This is a genomic window from Kitasatospora sp. NPDC114501, from assembly GCF_055633695.1.
This window is the reverse complement of the sequence record NZ_JBVKDS010000003.1, coordinates 39,436-55,102: the sequence shown is the minus strand read 5'-3', so window position 1 is coordinate 55,102 and position 15,667 is coordinate 39,436. Positions and strand designations below refer to the sequence as shown.

Below are 15,667 nucleotides of genomic sequence, written 5' to 3'. Positions count from 1 at the left end.
GGGCGGAGTTTGGACCATCCGGCGGCGCCCGCGGTGGTGGGTCTACGCGCGTAGGGGCTATATTTCCGCAATGGAACAGCAGATCCCCGTCACCACCGCGGGCACCGGCCCGCGCATCCCCACCCCCGACCAGATCCGCCGCGCGCCGAAGGTCCTCCTGCACGACCACCTGGACGGCGGGCTGCGCCCGGAGACCGTGGTCGAGCTGGCCGCCGCCTGCGGCTACCAGGGCCTGCCCACCACCGACCCCAAGGAGCTCGGCGGGTGGTTCCGCGAGGCCGCCGACTCCGGCTCGCTGGTCCGCTACCTGGAGACCTTCGCGCACACCTGCGCCGTGATGCAGACCCGTGAGGCGCTGGTCAAGGTCGCCGCGGACTGCGCCGAGGACCTGGCCGCCGACGGCGTCGTGTACGCCGAGGTCCGCTACGCCCCCGAGCAGCACCTGGAGGCCGGGCTGAGCCTGGACGAGGTCGTCGAGGCCGTCCAGGAGGGCTTCCGCCTCGGCGAGGCCAACGCCCGCCGGGCCGGCCACCGGATCCGCGTCGGCACCCTGCTGACCGCGATGCGGCACGCCGCCCGCTCCAGCGAGATCGCCGAACTGGCCAACCGCCACCGGGACGGCGGCGTGGTCGGCTTCGACATCGCCGGTGCCGAGGCCGGCTACCCGCCCACCCGCCACCAGGCCGCCTTCGACTACCTCAAGGGCGAGAACAACCACTTCACCATCCACGCCGGCGAGGCCTTCGGCCTGCCGTCGATCTGGGAGGCCCTGCAGTGCTGCGGCGCCGACCGGCTCGGCCACGGCGTGCGGATCGTCGACGACATCACGGTGGGCGAGGACGGCACGGTCGAGCTCGGCCGGCTGGCCGCCTACGTCCGCGACAAGCGCATCCCGCTGGAGATGTGCCCGACCTCCAACATCCAGACCGGCGCCGCCGCGTCGTACGCCGAGCACCCGATCGGGCTGCTCAGCCGGCTGAAGTTCCGGGTCACCGTGAACACCGACAACCGGCTGATGAGCGGCACCAGCATGAGCCGGGAGTTCGGCCACGTGGTGGACGCCTTCGGCTACACCCTGGGCGACCTGGAGTGGTTCACGGTGAACGCGATGAAGTCCGCGTTCCTGCCCTTCGACGAGCGGCTGGCGATGATCAACGACGTGATCAAGCCGGGCTACGCCGAGCTGAAGGCGGAGTGGCTGTTCAACGTGGGTGCCGGCGGCAACTGAGTCGTCGGGAGGGTGCCCGCGCCCACCGGTCGGATGAACACCGCTTTCCCGCAGGGGAGTTGGTGTTCATCTGACTACTCACTCGGGTGAGTGAACGCCCCTTGGTGACCGCGCGATCCGCTCACTACGGTGTGCCCGTCATTGCCGACACGTCGCGGCGGCGGTCGCACGTCCGCCGGTCCCGTGCGTGAACTCGGCCACCGACGAGGACCCAAAGGGGACCCACCATGAAGCAGGCTCTCAAGGCCGCCGGCACCGCGGCGCTCGGCATCGCCATCGCGGCGGTCGGCGCCGGTACCGCCTCCGCGGCTGACGGCCAGGCGGCCGGCGGCCTCGGGCTGCCCACCGGCGTGTTGACGAACCCGGCGGTGACCGGCGCGGTCACCGACACCGCCGGCAAGCTGCCCGCCACCGGCAAGGTGACCGACACCCTGGGCACCCTCGCCCCGAGCGTCGGCAAGGCCGTCCCCGCCGGCGACACCCCGCTGGCCGGCGTCACCCAGCAGCGCGCCGCCGTCCCCAGCATCCCCGGCCTGGACAAGACCCCGATCGGCGGGCTGACCGGCCTGCTCCCGGGCCTGGGCGGCTGAGCCGGAGCCCACCGCACGGCGACGGGCCGCCGGGCTCACGGTTCCTGGGGGAGCAGCAGCCAGAGGGCCAGGTAGAGGAGGAACTGGGGGCCGGGCAGCAGGCAGGAGAGCAGGAAGATCAGTCGGACGGTCCACGGGGTCAGGCCGAAGCGTTCGGCGATCCCGGCGCAGACGCCGGCGATGACGCGGTTGTGGCGGGGGCGGGCGAGGCGCGCACTCATGCGCCCACCTCGCTGCGCTCGGCGAGGGCATTCGCCCACGCGCACCCCTCGATGATTCGCTCGCTCATGGATGTCTCCGTACGGTGGCGGCCCGGTCCGGCCGGTCCGGCGGGCTGTTTCCATACTCCGCCGCCACCGGCTCCGGGTCCTCCGCCCGGCAGGTGATTCCGTGCCCCGGAGGGTCACCAGGGAGTCGTAGCCGAATGTCGGGGTCGTCCTCAGGGTGACCCTGAGGACCGGAGGCCGAAAGTCCGGCCGGGCCCGTCCGAACGCCCGGAAGCGGCTCGGTAGGATGCTGCCGATCGCGGTCGGCCGGGGGGCGGACGGGAAAGCCCGACTTCGTTGCGGAATGACCTCTCGTGCAAGCGATTTCACGTCCTGATGGGTTCTGTCCCGAATTCTCTCGTGGGGTTGAATTGCACATTCGGCATCGCAGATTCCTGACCGCGACCGCCGCCGTCACGCTGGCCTCCGGCCTGGCCGCCGCCGGGGCCCTGGCCGTCCTCGCCGCACCGGAGGCCGTCGCGGCGGCCCCGGGCTCCCAGTCCCGCCCCTCACCGGTCACGATCGCCTTCAGCGGCCTTCCCGGCACCGTCCAGGCGGGCGGCGCGCCGGTGGAGTTCACCGCGACCCTCCGGAACACCGCCGACCACCGGCTGGACGTCCCCTCCTCGGCCTTCGTGGTCGCGGACGCCGGCGCCGGCGTCGGGCAGGGCCACTTCAGGCTGGAGTACCGGCCGCCCGGCGGCACCCAGTGGCTGGACGCCAGGGTGAACGCCGGGGGCGTCGGCGCCTTCTGGACGCTCGACCAGCCGGCCGTGCTGTCGCTGCCGGCCGGTGCCGAGGCCGGCTACCGGCTGCGGCTCACCGTCACCGCCGACGCCCCGGCCGGGCGGGTGACGCCGGGCTTCAACTCCGTGATCTCGGACCCGGCCCTGCCGCCGGAGCAGCGCACCACCGAAGCGGGCAGCGGCCGCCCGGGCCTGGTCATCGCCCCGGCGGCGGCGCCGAGCACCCCGCCGAGCGCCACGCCGAGCGTCCCGGCGGCCACCGCCCGGGTCGGGTTCGACGGTGTGCCCACCGCGTTCACGGTGGGCGGGGAGGCGAAGCCGTTCAGGCTGGTCCTCACCAACCGGAGCGGCCGGGGCCTGCGGGTGGTGCCCGCGGTGGTGTTCCAGGGGGTGGACGAACTCCCCCCGCAGACCGTCGTGTTGGAGTTCCGGACCGCCGACGGGCAGTGGCGGGAGGCCACCCCCGGCGGCAGCCCGGAGCACCCGACCTGGCTGTACTTCGGGCTGCGGACCGGGGACCGGAACGCCGACGTCGTCACGCTGGCGAAGGACGAGACCCGCACCGTCGACCTCCGGCTGGCCTTCACCAAGGACGCGCCGATCCTCTTCGAGTCCCTGGTCGCCGTCTCGGGCACCCTTCCGGAGCCGGGCGAGAGCGCGGCCGAGGCGGACGGCCCGGCGGCCGACTTCATCACCGTGCCCGCGACGCGCGCCACCGCGGTGCCCGCTCGCGTCCCGGACGCCGACCCGGCCCCGGAGGCGCCGGAGCCGTCCACCGCCCCGGTCGTCTCCGCGGCGGCCCCCTCGGTGGTGGCGAGTCCGGCGGTGGGCGGCGTGCGGACGGCCGTCGTCGCGGCTCCGGCCGCCGACCCCCGGCTGGCCTCCACCGGTGGCGGCACGGCCGCGGAGCCGATGGTGATCACCGGTGTGACCGCGATCGCCCTCGGCATCGGCACCCTGGTGGTGGCGCGGCGCCGCGACCGCGTGCGGGGCCGTGCCGGGCGCTGACCCGGAGGACGGCGAGGCCCGTCCGTCCCCGCCGGGTGGCGGGGTCGGACGGGCCTCGGTCGGTTCTGTGGCGGCCGTACGGCCGTGCGGAGCGGTCAGCCGGCCGGGTGCTGCGGCGGCTGCGGCTGCGCGTACGGGTTGTCCGCCACCGGCTGCGGGGGGAGACCCGGCTGGTACGGAGCGGCCTGCGGCGGGGCCGGCGGCGCGACGGGGGCACCGGCCGGCGGCGGGACGGGCGCGCCCGGCTGCGGGGCGTACGGCGCCTGCGGGGCGTTGGGGTTGAACGGCGCCTGCGGAGCGTTCGGGTTGAACGGCGCCTGCGGGTTGAACGCCGCGGCCGCCTGGGCGGCCTGCTGCTGCTTGGCGTTGCCGCGCTCGACCAGTGCCTTCACCGAGGCGACGATCAACAGGACCGGCAGGATGAACACCTTGAGGAAGATGGTGTACGTGCCGCCCTCGAAGACGAACGCCAGGTAGTAGGCGTACCCCAGGAACGCGAGGCCGATGACGACGTTGAGGATGCGCAGGCCGACCTTCATCCCGCCGGCGACGGCCCCGAGGACCACCATGATGACGCCGCTGACCGCCAGCGCGACGACGTACCAGGAGAAGAGTGGTTCGGCGTTGAAGTCGAGATTGTTCAAGGAGTTTTCCTGGGAAGGGGAAGACGAGAAAACGGCGGGCACCGTTCGGGGACGAGAGCGCACAGTACTGGAGGCGGCCGACATCCGTCTCCGCTTTTGCGTCACGGTGTCATTGCGCTGTGCCGGAACGGAAGTCGACGAGGTGGGAAATGACGGTGTTTGAGGTGCTGCGGGTCTTTTGCGGGCCCGACGGGAGCCAGGGGAACGCGCTCGGTGTGGTGCGCGACGGCGCCGCCGTGCCGGAGCGCGCGGACCGGCAGCGGATCGCGCGCGAACTCGGCTTCAGCGAGACGGTGTTCGTCGACGATCCGGAGCGCGGCGAGATCGACATCTACACCCCCTCGGTGCGCCTGCCGTTCGCCGGCCACCCGTGCGTGGGCGCCGCCTGGCTGCTCGGGGTGGACCGGCTGGTCACGGCCGCCGGCGAGGTGGCGGTGCGGCGCGAGGACGGGCTGACCCGGATCGAGGCCCGGCCGGAGTGGGCCCCGGGGCGCACGCTGCGGCAGTACGGTTCGGCGGCCGAGGTGGAGGCGCTGGAGGTGCCGCCGCCGGGGGAGTGGATCTACGCCTGGGCCTGGCAGGACGAGGCGGCCGGCACCGTACGGGCCCGGGCCTTCCCGGGGCGGGGCGACGGGATCGACGAGGACGAGGCGACCGGCGCGGCCGCCCTGCTGCTGGCCGCGAGCCTCGGCCGGGCGGTGACGGTCACCCAGGGGCGGGGATCACAGCTGCTGGCCGGTCCGCGCCCGGGCGGGCTGGTCGAGGTCGGCGGCCGGGTGGTCCGGGGCGGGGAGCCTCAGCCGGTCGGCGGCGTCGGCTCGGCGTAGGCGCGCCGGCGCGCGGCGGGTGCGACGGCGGTGACGGCCCTGACGGAGGCGACGGCCGCGAGGGGGCCGATGGCCGGGACGGAGCCGACGGCCGTGACGGAGCCGGCGGCGGTCACCGGCGGCACGGGGCGCACCGCCCGCCGGGGCGCCCGGGGCCGCCGGTCCCGCAGCAGGTGCCGCAGGCCGGGCACGAGCGCGAGGTGGGCGACGGCCACACCGGCCACGGCGAGCAGGATGTGGTCCACGTTGAGGACGTGCCCGGGAGCCCAGGAGGAGAGGAACTCCAGCGCGGTCGCCAGCAGCGCCGAGACGCCGGTGGTGCGCAGGAAGGACGGCAGCCAGCGGGCCCGGAGCCGGCCGCCGGCCAGCGGCAGCAGGACCCCGAGCGGGGCCAGCAGCAGGAGTTCGCCGAGCACCTGCCAGCCGCTGGAGGAGCGGAGCGAGGCGAGCGGGGTCAGGTTGGCGTCGTACACCCAGGCCACCGGCAGCGGTCTCAGGACCAGCCAGAGCACCAGCGCCAGGTGGCCGGCGAGACCCGCCAGCCCGGCCCACCGCAGGGGAGGGTGGACGGCCGCCGCCGGGCTGCTCTCGGTCCCCGCGCCGGAACGCTCGTCGCGTGTCCTGGTGCCATCTCGCTGCACGGGGGGAAGGACGTGGACCGACGCCACGTCGGTTCCACGCCGGGCGTGAACATTCCCGAACGCGCCCCCGGCCGTCGTTCCCCGCCCCGCCCTGCCGCCCTTCCCGCCGCTTCCCGGCGTCCTACTTGCAGGGCGAGGCCGTCGGCACCGCGCCGAACACGTTGTCCGGCGGCGGACTGCCCGGCGCCATCGGGGTGGGCGACGGGCTCGGGCTCACGGCCGCCTTGGTGCCGCGGGCCGGCGTCGTGGTCGGAGCCGGTCCCGGCGGGGTGGCCAGGGCCGCCGGTATGTGCGGGGTGGTCGGGCAGGCCGTCCGGCTGGCGGGCGCCCCGGCGTCGACCGGTACGGCGGTCGGCCGGATGCCGCAGCCGGAGGCCAGGGCGAGCAGCAGCAGTACGCCGGCGCCGCGGCGCAGGACGGTACGGGGGGCGGTGGTGTCGGTGCGGGGGGTCACGTCGCGTCCTTGTCCTCGGCGGCGTCGCCGGCGGGGCCGCCCTGGGCCTCGCCCGCGGACGGCGGAGGCGGCGGGGCCAGTGGCAGGGTCAGGGTGAACACCGCGCCGACCTCCCCGTTCGCCGCCGTGATCGTCCCCCCGTGTATCTGCGCGTTGGCCATCGCGATCGACAGGCCGAGACCGCTGCCCTCCGAGCGCGCCCGCCCCCGGTCCGCCTTGTAGAACCGGTCGAAGACGTGCGGCAGCACGTCCTCCGGGATGCCCGGCCCGCTGTCGGAGACCTCGACCACGACCGACTCCCCGTCCTGGCGGACCCGGACCCGCACCGGCGAGCCGCCGTGCTTCAGCGCGTTGCCGATCAGGTTGGCGAAGACCACGTCGAGCCGGCGCGGGTCGACCACCGCCAGGATGCCGCGCGGGGCGTCCAGTTCGACCGCGTCGTACCAGGCCCGCCCGTCGATGCAGGACATGATCAGGTCGGCGATGTCCACCTCGTCGGCGACCAGCTTGGCGGTACCGGCGTCGAAGCGGGTCACCTCCATCAGGTTCTCCACCAGGTCGGACAGCCGCCGGGTCTCGCTGACCACGAGCCGGACGGCCGGCTCGATCATCGGGTCCAGCGACTCGGCCTCGTCCTCCAGGATGTCGGTCACGGCGGTCATCGCGGTCAGCGGGGTGCGCAGCTCGTGCGACATGTCGGCGACGAACCGCCGGCTCTGCGCCTCGCGCGCGCTCAGCTCCTCGACCTGCTCGTGCAGCGACTCCGCGGCCCGGTTGAAGGTCCGTGCCAGGTCGGCGAGTTCGTCCGATCCCTCGACCTCCAGCCGGGTGTCCAGGCGCCCCTCGCCGAGCCGCCGGGCGGCGTCCCCGAGCCGCTTGACCGGCCGCAGCACGGTCGCCGAGGCGGCCTGGGCGAGCAGCGCCGAGCCGATCAGCGCGAGCAGCGTGGCGATGGCCAGCGACCAGCCCAGCGTGTTGAGGTCGGCCCGCTCGTTCTCCAGCGACTTGAACATGTACGCCGTGGGGCCGCCGGGCACCACCTTGGTGCCGCCGATCACGAACGGCCGGCCCTCCAGGTTCTGCCGCTGCCAGTACAGGTGGTACGGGAACGGGTTGTTCTCGGTGACCTCGCGCGGCCTGGCGACGGTGGACTGCAGGGCGGTCGGGACGTCGGCGAGCGTGAAGTTCGCGGCGTCGGAGGAGGCCGTGCACTCCGGGTGCGCCGGGTCGACCACCACCACGTCGTAGGTCAGGCCGGAGCTGGCCACGGTGGACGCCAGCCCGGCCAGATCCGAGCAGTCGGCGTTCAGCGGCAGCTCGGAGACGTTCCGGGTGAGCGACACCCGGAAGTCGTTCAGCGCGGTGTCCTGGGCGCGCTTGAGCACCGCGTCGCGGTTCAGCCAGTACGCGATGCCGGAGGCCGAGACGGCGGCGAGCAGCGCGACGGCCGCGAACACCGCGATCAGCCGCACCCGCAGGGAGCGCAGCCGACGCCACCGGCCCGTCGAGAACCGCCGGGCAGTCGTCTGATGGTCAGTCACAGGAGCCTGTCGTGGTACGGGAGTTCAGAGGGCGGGTGGAGGCTGGTCGGGAGGCGTTCGGGATCAGGCCGGCGGGTCCAGCCGGTACCCCACCCCGCGGACGGTGCGGATCAGCGTCGGCGCGGACGGCACGTCCTCGACCTTGGCCCGCAGCCGCTGCACGCACGCGTCCACCAGCCGGGAGTCGCCGAGGTAGTCGTGCTCCCAGACCAGCCGCAGCAGCTGCTGGCGGGAGAGCGCCTGGCCGGGGCGGCGGCTGAGCTCCAGCAGCAGCCGCAGCTCGGTCGGGGTGAGCTGGAGGTCCAGTCCGTCCTTGGTGACGGTCATCGCCGCGCGGTCGATCACCACGCTGCCGTAGGCCGAGGAGTCCGAGCTCTCCCGCTCGCCGCGCCGCAGCACCGCCCGGATCCGGGCGTCCAGTACGCGTGGCTGGACCGGCTTCACCACGTAGTCGTCGGCTCCGGACTCCAGACCCACCACCACGTCGATGTCGTCCGAGCGGGCGGTCAGCAGGATGATCGGCAGCTGGTCGGTGCGGCGGATCCGGCGGCAGACCTCGAAGCCGTCGATTCCGGGCAGCATCACGTCCAGCACGATCAGGTCGGGTCGCTGCTCCTTGAAGAGCCTCAGACCGTCCTCGCCGGAGGCGGCGGTGGCCACACGGTGGCCCTGGCGGGTGAGAGCGAGTTCGAGGCCGGTCCGGATGGCGTCGTCGTCCTCGATCAGAAGGAGGAAAGGCACGGCCCCATTTTGGCCCACCCGCAGCCCCGAATCACCCCCCGGACCCTTCGCCGGTCCCCCGGGAACCGGAACGGTCGCCACCGGCGTCCGCTACGGAGGGAGGCGGACCGGGACGTTCGGCCCGCTCCTGTGACACCCCTGTGACAGTCGGCGGACAGCGCCATCACAACCGGCGGGCAGGATTTTCCATGTCGCCGCAGGACAGCGGGCCGCAAGGCCGGCTGGAGGGCGGCTACCGGAACCGCTCGTACCGACCCAGGGGGCGCACGATGAACGCCACGCTTCAGACCCGGACCAACCCGGCTGTCCGCACCGCGCGTTCGTCAGCCACGTCCCACCGGACCCGGTATGAGGTCAGGACCGACGAGAACTCCGGTGCCGTGACCGTGCGGGGGTGCGCGCACAGCACCGGTGGAAACCCTGTCGCCCGTCGGGTGAGCGGCGGCGGCAGGACGGGGGAGCTGTACGGGATCGGCCGTCTGGGGAGTTCGGTCGACACCGCCAACACCCTCACGCTGCGGGGGATCCTCCCCGTCCGCGTCGAGGGCAAGGACGCCCCGGGGGGTGACCGGGGGACCGGGGGGAACGGTCTGCGGACGGTCGGTTCGGGGGAGCCGACCGGTCGCGAGGCCGCCGGTGCGACGCTGCTGCGGTTGAACCCCGCGGCGGCCCGCACCACCGAGGCGGGACAGGGAGGCGCGCAGGGGGAGCACCCGGCCGTCGCGGAGGACCACATCACGGAGTTCACCGCGTACGTGCGCGAGCGCCGCGCCTCCCTGTACGCCACGGCCTACCACCTGACCGGTGACCGCTACGAGGCCGAGGACCTGCTGCAGAGCGCGCTCTTCAGCACCTACCGGGCCTGGGGCCGGATCACCGACAAGGCCGCGGTCGGCGGGTACCTCCGCCGCACCATGACCAACCTGCACATCTCCGCCTGGCGGCGCCGCAAGGTCAACGAGTACCCGACCGAGGAGCTGCCGGAGACGGCCGGCGACACCGACGCGATGGGCGGCACCGAGCTGCGCACCGTGCTCTGGCAGGCGCTGGCGAAGCTGCCGGAGAACCAGCGCACCATGCTGGTGCTGCGGTACTACGAGGGCAAGACCGACCCGGAGATCGCCGACGTGCTGGGGATCAGCGTCGGCACGGTCAAGAGCAGCATCTGGCGCGCCCTGCGCCGGCTGCGCGAGGACGAGCACCTGAACAAGTCCGGCGACACCGTCCGGGCGTTCGGCGAGCTGGTCGCGTAACGGAGGACTCCCGTCGGGGGACGGGAAGCGAACGGTCACGGTCCGGGGGCAGCGGCTCGGGGGAGCACGCCCGTGGGGGAGCCGAGGACCGTTCGGGGAAGGCGACGGCCCGGTGCGGGGGAGACGCACCGGGCCGTCGTCGTGCCGTGGGCCGGGCGCGGAAGCGGTCCCGGGGGCCGCTTCAGACGGCGGAGAGCTCGGTGGCCAGGGCCGCGGCGCGGATCCGCCGCTCGGCCTCCGGGCCGGCGCACGCGTACGAGCCGAGCGCGACCTGCCGGCCGACGATGGACCGTTCGGCCCGCATCAGCCGCAGGCCCCGGCGCAGCAGCACCGGCAGCGACTTGCGGCTCTCCCGGACGTCCCGGCGCAGCCGGCGCCAGGCCGTGGTGAGCGCGCCGTTGCGCAGGCACAGGGCGTCGCCCAGCAGGCCCTGTTCGGCGCACTCGGTGGTGATCTCGGCGGCGAAGATGCCCTCCGCGATGAACGCGCCGGCCCCGTCCAGCTCCAGGCCGCGGGTGCCGACCCGGCCGTTGTCCGGGATCGAGTACACCGGGACCTCCGCGCGGCCGTGCTCGTGCAGGGCGCGGATCGCGGCGACGGCCTGGTCGCGGTGCCAGGCCAGCGGGGAGTCCCAGTCGACGGCGCCGTCCGGCAGCCGCGGCAGGGTCGGGTCGTCCCCGTCCTTGTAGAAGTCGTCGAGCTGGAGCACCGGCAGGCCGCTGCGCTCGGCGAGGGAGGACTTCCCCGACCCGGAGGGCCCGGAGAGCAGGATCACCCGGGCGCGCGCGGCCGGTGCGGGGTTCATGGGGGAGTCACTCACGGGACACCAGTCTGACGCATCCCGGCCGGTTGCCGAAACCGGTCGGTGCGGACCTTCTGCCGTCAGGCCTTCCGCTGTGACCGCGGGTCGGCGAGGGCGACGTGCACCATCGGCAGGTAGCGGCTGTCCACCTGGAGGTAGACCGGTTCCTCGGTGCCGGGCGGCCGGTAGGCGGTGGCGGCCCAGTCCTGGCTGTGCCAGGTGTCGGGCTCGGGCTCGTGGAAGGTGCCGCCGGCGGGCAGGTCGAGTCGTCCGGTGTCGCGGGAGACGAGGGCCACGCTGTCGGCGCCGGGCGTGATGTGCAGGGTGCCGTTGGTGTACGCGCTCTGCCGTTCGGACCGGGCCGAGCAGGGCACCCGGACCGGGCGGCCGGCGGCCAGTCGCCGCGTGGTGCGGGCCACGTGCCACCTGCGGTAGAAGCCGTCCGCGAACAGCGCCATCAGCTCGCCGATGAACTCGCCCATCCGTCCCCCTTGATCGTTTCCGTCTCCGGTGATTCTGGCCCGGGCGGACGGGTGCGCGGGAGCGTCGAAAGTCGGCGGTGGGCAGTGACGAAAGTCGACGGAACGCCGGCGGCGGACGGCCGGAGCAGTGCCGGAACGGCGACGGACCCGCGCCAGGGGGGGAGAGGCGCGGGTCCGTCCAATGACCGTCCGGGCCCTGGGGGGGTGAGGGCACTGGGGACGGCCAGTCTGTGGAGTTGTTCGCTCGGAGCGACGGAGGTCAGATCCCCATCGGGTGCCAGACCGTCTTCGTCTCCAGGAACGAGAGTAGCCGGTCCGTACCGGGCGCATTGGTCCAGTCCTGGGCGAACGGGTCCAGCACCGGACGGACCACCCTCTTCAGGGTATCCGCGGCGGCCGCCTCCAGCGCCTGCGGCGCGCCGGGACCGTCGGAGGCGATCGCCCCGGTGAGGTCCAGCGCGTTGACGTCCTGGTGCGAGGCCAGGGTGGGGGCGACGTCCGCGGTCCGGCCCGAGACGATGTTGACCACGCCGCCCGGGACGTCCGAGGTGGCCAGCACCTCGCCCAGCGACAGCGCGGGCAGCGGGGCGTCCGCGGCGGCCGCGACCACGACCGTGTTGCCGGTGGCGATCGCCGGGGCGATCACCGAGACCAGGCCGAGCAGCGAGTGCCCGTACCCGGCCTGCGGGGCGACGATCCCCACCACGCCGGTCGGCTCCGGGGTGGAGAGGTTGAAGAACGGCCCGGCGACCGGGTTGGCGCCGCCCGCGATCTGGGCGACCTTGTCGGTCCAGCCCGCGTACCAGACCCAGCGGTCGATCGCGGCGTCCACCAGCGCGGCGGCCTTCTTCGGGCCGACGCCCTCGGAGACGGACACCTCGGCGGCGAACTGCTCGCGCCGGCCCTGGAGCATCTCGGCCACCCGGTACAGCACCTGGCCGCGGTTGTACGCGGTGGTGCCGGCCCAGCCCTTGACCGCCTTGCGGGCGGCCAGGACGGCGTCGCGGGTGTCCTTGCGGGTGCCCAGCGGGACGTTGGCGAGCCACTCGCCCTTCGAGTCGGTCACCTCGTACACCCGTCCGCTCTCGGAGCGCGGGAACTTCCCGCCGACGTACAGCTTGTAGGTCTTGAGGACGTCAAGACGCTGGAAGGTCGTGTCAGACATCTCGGGCCTCGACATTCAGGTAGGGCTCCAGACCGTGGCGGCCACCCTCGCGGCCGTAGCCCGACTCCTTGTAGCCGCCGAACGGCGAGGTCGGGTCGAACTTGTTGAAGGTGTTGGCCCAGACCACGCCGGCCCTGAGCTGGTTCGCCATCCAGAGGATGCGCGAGCCCTTCTCCGTCCAGATGCCGGCGGAGAGGCCGTACGGGGTGTTGTTGGCCTTCTCGACCGCCTCGGCGGGGGTGCGGAAGGTCAGCACCGACAGGACCGGGCCGAAGATCTCCTCCTGGGCGATCCGGTGGGCCTGGCTCACGCCGGTGAACAGGGTGGGCTTGAACCAGAAGCCGGTGCCCGGGAGTTCGCACGCCGGCGACCAGCGCTCCGCGCCCTCGGCCTCGCCGGCGTCGGTCAGCGCGGTGATCCGGGCCAGCTGCTCGGCCGAGTTGATGGCGCCGATGTCGGTGTTCTTGTCCAGCGGGTCGCCGACCCGCAGGGTGGCCATCCGGCGCTTCAGGGCGTCCAGCAGCTCGTCCTGGACCGACTCCTGGACCAGCAGGCGCGAGCCCGCGCAGCAGACGTGGCCCTGGTTGAAGAAGATGCCGTTGACGATGCCCTCGACCGCCTGGTCGATCGGCGCGTCGTCGAAGACGATGTTCGCGGCCTTGCCGCCCAGCTCCAGCGAGAGCTTCTTGCGGGTGCCGGCCAGCTGCTTGGCGATGGCCCGGCCGACCGGGGTGGAGCCGGTGAAGGCGACCTTGTTGACGTCCGGGTGGGAGGTCAGCGCGGCGCCGGTGCGGCCGTCACCGGTGACGATGTTGACGACGCCCTTCGGCAGACCGGCCTGGCGGCAGATCTCGGCGAAGCGCAGCGCGGTCAGCGGAGTGGTCTCGGCCGGCTTCAGGACGACCGTGTTGCCGGTCGCCAGCGCGGGCGCGATCTTCCACGCCAGCATCAGCAGCGGGAAGTTCCACGGGATGACCTGGCCGGCCACGCCCAGCGGCTTCGGGTTCGGGCCGAAGCCGGCGTGGTCCAGCTTGTCGGCCCAGCCCGCGTAGTAGAAGAAGTGCGCGGCGACCAGCGGCAGGTCGACGTCGCGGGTCTCGCGGATCGGCTTGCCGTTGTCGATCGACTCCAGCACGGCCAGCTCGCGGCTGCGCTCCTGGATGATCCGGGCGATCCGGAACAGGTACTTGGCGCGCTCGCTGCCGGGCAGCGCCGACCAGTCGGCGAAGGCCTTGCGGGCGGCGGCGACCGCGCGGTCCACGTCCTCCTCGGTGCCCTGGGCGAACTCGGCGAGCACCTGCTCGGTGGCCGGGTTGACCGTCTTCAGGGCCTCGTTGCCGGAGGAGTCGACGAACTCGCCGCCGATGAAGTGGCCGTAGGAGGTGGCGATGTCGCCCGCGGCGGCCGGGGACTCCAGGGCCGGGGCGTAGGCGAAGAGGCCGCCGGCGGGCTTGGCCACGGGCTCCTCGGTGTTCTTCTTCTTGGCCATGGTGATCAGTCCACCGTCACGTAGTCGGGGCCGGAGTAGCGGCCGGTGGCCAGCTTCTGGCGCTGCATCAGCAGGTCGTTGAGCAGGCTGGAGGCGCCGAAGCGGAACCAGTGCGGGGTCAGCCAGTCGTCGCCGAGCGTCTCGTTGACCATCACCAGGTACTTCATGGCGTCCTTGGTGGTGCGGATGCCGCCGGCGGGCTTGACGCCGACCTGGACGCCGGTGGCCGCGCGGAAGTCGCGGACCGCCTCCAGCATCAGCAGGGTGACCGGCGGGGTCGCGTTGACGGCGACCTTGCCGGTGGAGGTCTTGATGAAGTCGGCGCCGGCCAGCATCGCCAGCCAGGAGACCCGGCGGACGTTGTCGTAGGTCTGGAGCTCGCCGGTCTCGAAGATCACCTTGAGGTGGGCGGAGCTGCCGTCGGGGCGCCTGCACGCCTCCTTGACGGCGACGATCTCGTTGAAGACGTCGAGGTAGCGGCCGGAGAGGAAGGCGCCGCGGTCGATCACCATGTCGATCTCGTCGGCGCCCGCGGCCACCGCGTCGGCGGTGTCGGCGAGCTTGACCGGGAGGGCGGCGCGGCCGGCCGGGAAGGCGGTGGCGACCGAGGCGACCTGGATGTCGGTGCCCTTCAGGGCGTCCTTGGCGGTGGCGACCATGTCCGGGTAGACGCAGATGGCGGCGACGCGGGGGGTGGTCGGGTCGGTCGGGTCGGGGGTCCTGCCCTTGGCGCACAGCGCGCGCACCTTGCCGACCGTGTCCGCGCCCTCCAGCGTGGTCAGGTCGATCATCGAGATCGCCAGGTCGATGGCGTACGCCTTCGCCGTGGTCTTGATCGAGCGGGTACCGAGAGCGGCGGCACGCGCCTCCAGGCCGACCTGGTCGACGCCGGGCAGGCCGTGCAGGAAGCGGCGGAGCGAGGCCTCGGACGCCGCAACGTCCTGAAGGCCGCTGCCCGCAACGCCGAGGGCATTGGCTGCAACAGTGGACATAGTCACCAGACCAGCATATCTACGCGCGTAGCCGACCGCTAGACCGCCGACCCATCGTGGCCGGACCGAGACCTCCGCAGGTGGGGGGCATGGGGCAGAATCGACGCCATGACCGATTCCGACGGCAGGCCCGACCAGGGCCCCGCCGCCCCCGACGGGGAGCCCGAGTACGCCGACCGGGTGTACCGCTCTGTCCCCGGTGTGATCTCCGGCGTGCTGCTGCTGGTCGTCGCGGCCTGGCTGGTCGGCGACGCGGTGGTGAGCGGCACTGGGAAGACCCCGTACGTCTCGCTCGCGGCGGTGCCGGTGTTCGCCTTCCCGGTGGTCGCGTACACGCTGCGCCCGTCCGTGCGGGCCGGCCGCGACCGGCTGGTGGTGCGCAACCCGTGGCGGACCGTCGTCGCGCCGTGGGCGTCGGTGGACGCGCTGCGCGCCGGGTACTCGGTCGAACTGCTCGCCGGCGGGAAGAAGTTCCAGATCTGGGCGGTGCCGGTGTCGCTGCGCCAGCGCAAGCGGGCCACCCGGGCGCAGAGCCCCAGCGCCGCCGAGCACGCCTCCCGGACCGGCCTGGGAATGGGGCTGGCCAAGCGCACCAACCCGGTCGTCCAGGGCTCGCCCGACCCCACCCGCGCCTGGTCCGACCAGGTCACCGCCGTCCTCCAGGAGATGGCCGAACGCAACGCCGCCCGCCCCGCCGCGGCCGGCCCGGTCGACGTCCGCTGGTGCTGGTGGGTCATCGCGCCCACCCTGCTCGGCCTGATCGCCCTGGTCACCGTCATCGCGGTCTGACACCGCGCA

Annotated in this window: 17 protein-coding genes; 6 read left to right on the top strand and 11 right to left on the bottom strand. The window is 73.5% G+C overall.

Features of this window, described 5'->3' with window-relative positions:
• Positions 1-70: 70 nt before the first annotated feature.
• Both ACZ7RU_RS06670 and ACZ7RU_RS06665 read left to right on the top strand, forming a co-directional pair.
• On the top strand, positions 71-1,228 hold the full coding sequence (locus ACZ7RU_RS06670; RefSeq protein WP_470339823.1) for an adenosine deaminase: 1,158 nt from the start codon (positions 71-73) through the stop codon (positions 1,226-1,228).
• 227 nt (positions 1,229-1,455) lie between these two features.
• Positions 1,456-1,818 carry a hypothetical protein gene (locus tag ACZ7RU_RS06665; protein ID WP_387756503.1) on the top strand — a complete coding sequence of 121 codons (363 nt, stop codon included), beginning with the start codon at positions 1,456-1,458 and terminating at the stop codon, positions 1,816-1,818.
• 35 nt (positions 1,819-1,853) lie between these two features.
• Here ACZ7RU_RS06665 and ACZ7RU_RS06660 read toward each other — a convergent pair whose 3' ends face one another.
• The gene (locus ACZ7RU_RS06660) at positions 1,854-2,039 is read right to left on the bottom strand and encodes a PspC domain-containing protein (RefSeq protein ID WP_355267409.1); all 186 of its coding nucleotides are present in this window, start codon (positions 2,037-2,039) and stop codon (positions 1,854-1,856) included.
• 416 nt (positions 2,040-2,455) lie between these two features.
• On the opposite strand from ACZ7RU_RS06660, the gene ACZ7RU_RS06655 reads away from it, so the two are divergent.
• Positions 2,456-3,838, top strand: coding sequence for a hypothetical protein (locus tag ACZ7RU_RS06655; RefSeq protein WP_470339822.1), 1,383 nt, complete (start codon positions 2,456-2,458; stop codon positions 3,836-3,838).
• Between the two features lie 95 nt (positions 3,839-3,933).
• Here ACZ7RU_RS06655 and ACZ7RU_RS06650 read toward each other — a convergent pair whose 3' ends face one another.
• Positions 3,934-4,482, bottom strand: a complete 549-nt coding sequence (locus ACZ7RU_RS06650; protein WP_470339821.1) for a hypothetical protein — start codon at positions 4,480-4,482, stop codon at positions 3,934-3,936.
• A gap of 149 nt (positions 4,483-4,631) precedes the next feature.
• On the opposite strand from ACZ7RU_RS06650, the gene ACZ7RU_RS06645 reads away from it, so the two are divergent.
• Positions 4,632-5,309: a PhzF family phenazine biosynthesis protein gene (locus ACZ7RU_RS06645; RefSeq protein ID WP_470339820.1), complete on the top strand. Its 678-nt coding sequence runs from the start codon at positions 4,632-4,634 to the stop codon at positions 5,307-5,309.
• On the opposite strand, the gene ACZ7RU_RS06640 is transcribed toward ACZ7RU_RS06645, so the two are convergent.
• From ACZ7RU_RS06640 to ACZ7RU_RS06625, 4 genes are all read right to left on the bottom strand, one after another.
• Positions 5,279-5,950 (bottom strand): VanZ family protein, encoded by a 672-nt coding sequence (locus ACZ7RU_RS06640; RefSeq protein ID WP_470339819.1) that lies wholly within the window; start codon positions 5,948-5,950, stop codon positions 5,279-5,281. The genes ACZ7RU_RS06645 and ACZ7RU_RS06640 overlap by 31 nt on opposite strands.
• Before the next feature lie 121 nt (positions 5,951-6,071).
• Entirely contained in the window at positions 6,072-6,404 is a 333-nt protein-coding gene (locus ACZ7RU_RS06635) for a hypothetical protein (RefSeq protein ID WP_470339818.1), read from the bottom strand.
• On the bottom strand, positions 6,401-7,945 hold the full coding sequence (locus ACZ7RU_RS06630) for an ATP-binding protein (RefSeq protein WP_470339817.1): 1,545 nt from the start codon (positions 7,943-7,945) through the stop codon (positions 6,401-6,403). The genes ACZ7RU_RS06635 and ACZ7RU_RS06630 overlap by 4 nt, the downstream gene beginning before the upstream one ends.
• Before the next feature lie 63 nt (positions 7,946-8,008).
• Positions 8,009-8,686 carry a response regulator transcription factor gene (locus ACZ7RU_RS06625; RefSeq protein WP_360495283.1) on the bottom strand — a complete coding sequence of 226 codons (678 nt, stop codon included), beginning with the start codon at positions 8,684-8,686 and terminating at the stop codon, positions 8,009-8,011.
• 380 nt (positions 8,687-9,066) lie between these two features.
• Between ACZ7RU_RS06625 and ACZ7RU_RS06620 the strand changes: the two genes are divergently transcribed.
• Positions 9,067-9,939, top strand: a complete 873-nt coding sequence (locus ACZ7RU_RS06620) for a SigE family RNA polymerase sigma factor (protein WP_470339816.1) — start codon at positions 9,067-9,069, stop codon at positions 9,937-9,939.
• Between the two features lie 181 nt (positions 9,940-10,120).
• Here the strand turns inward: ACZ7RU_RS06620 and ACZ7RU_RS06615 are convergent, their stop codons facing one another.
• The 5 genes from ACZ7RU_RS06615 to deoC all read right to left on the bottom strand — a co-directional run bounded on the left by ACZ7RU_RS06615 (position 10,121) and on the right by deoC (position 14,869).
• A complete protein-coding gene (locus ACZ7RU_RS06615; RefSeq protein WP_470339815.1) occupies positions 10,121-10,759 on the bottom strand; it encodes an ATP-binding protein in 639 nt (212 codons plus the stop codon).
• Between the two features lie 62 nt (positions 10,760-10,821).
• Entirely contained in the window at positions 10,822-11,223 is a 402-nt protein-coding gene (locus tag ACZ7RU_RS06610) for a hypothetical protein (protein ID WP_470339814.1), read from the bottom strand.
• Positions 11,224-11,482: 259 nt separating this feature from the next.
• Positions 11,483-12,388, bottom strand: a complete 906-nt coding sequence (locus ACZ7RU_RS06605) for an aldehyde dehydrogenase family protein (RefSeq protein ID WP_470339813.1) — start codon at positions 12,386-12,388, stop codon at positions 11,483-11,485.
• Complete coding sequence (locus ACZ7RU_RS06600) at positions 12,381-13,877, bottom strand: aldehyde dehydrogenase family protein (RefSeq protein ID WP_470339812.1); 1,497 nt, start codon at positions 13,875-13,877, stop codon at positions 12,381-12,383. The genes ACZ7RU_RS06605 and ACZ7RU_RS06600 overlap by 8 nt, the downstream gene beginning before the upstream one ends.
• A gap of 5 nt (positions 13,878-13,882) precedes the next feature.
• Positions 13,883-14,869, bottom strand: coding sequence for a deoxyribose-phosphate aldolase (gene deoC / locus ACZ7RU_RS06595; RefSeq protein ID WP_470339811.1), 987 nt, complete (start codon positions 14,867-14,869; stop codon positions 13,883-13,885).
• 108 nt (positions 14,870-14,977) lie between these two features.
• Between deoC and ACZ7RU_RS06590 the strand changes: the two genes are divergently transcribed.
• The gene (locus tag ACZ7RU_RS06590) at positions 14,978-15,658 is read left to right on the top strand and encodes a PH domain-containing protein (protein ID WP_470339810.1); all 681 of its coding nucleotides are present in this window, start codon (positions 14,978-14,980) and stop codon (positions 15,656-15,658) included.
• The last annotated feature ends 9 nt before the right edge of the window (positions 15,659-15,667 follow it).

Bases quoted from the DNA above. Each gene is read 5' to 3' on its own strand.
- ACZ7RU_RS06670 (WP_470339823.1), top strand. From the start codon at position 71: ATGGAACAGCAGATCCCCGTCACCACCGCGGGCACCGGCCCGCGCATC.
- ACZ7RU_RS06605 (WP_470339813.1), bottom strand. From the start codon at position 12,388: ATGTCTGACACGACCTTCCAGCGTCTTGACGTCCTCAAGACCTACAAG.
- ACZ7RU_RS06645 (WP_470339820.1), top strand. From the start codon at position 4,632: ATGACGGTGTTTGAGGTGCTGCGGGTCTTTTGCGGGCCCGACGGGAGC.
- deoC (WP_470339811.1), bottom strand. From the start codon at position 14,869: ATGTCCACTGTTGCAGCCAATGCCCTCGGCGTTGCGGGCAGCGGCCTT.
- ACZ7RU_RS06660 (WP_355267409.1), bottom strand. From the start codon at position 2,039: ATGAGTGCGCGCCTCGCCCGCCCCCGCCACAACCGCGTCATCGCCGGC.
- ACZ7RU_RS06665 (WP_387756503.1), top strand. From the start codon at position 1,456: ATGAAGCAGGCTCTCAAGGCCGCCGGCACCGCGGCGCTCGGCATCGCC.
- ACZ7RU_RS06600 (WP_470339812.1), bottom strand. From the start codon at position 13,877: ATGGCCAAGAAGAAGAACACCGAGGAGCCCGTGGCCAAGCCCGCCGGC.
- ACZ7RU_RS06590 (WP_470339810.1), top strand. From the start codon at position 14,978: ATGACCGATTCCGACGGCAGGCCCGACCAGGGCCCCGCCGCCCCCGAC.
- ACZ7RU_RS06610 (WP_470339814.1), bottom strand. From the start codon at position 11,223: ATGGGCGAGTTCATCGGCGAGCTGATGGCGCTGTTCGCGGACGGCTTC.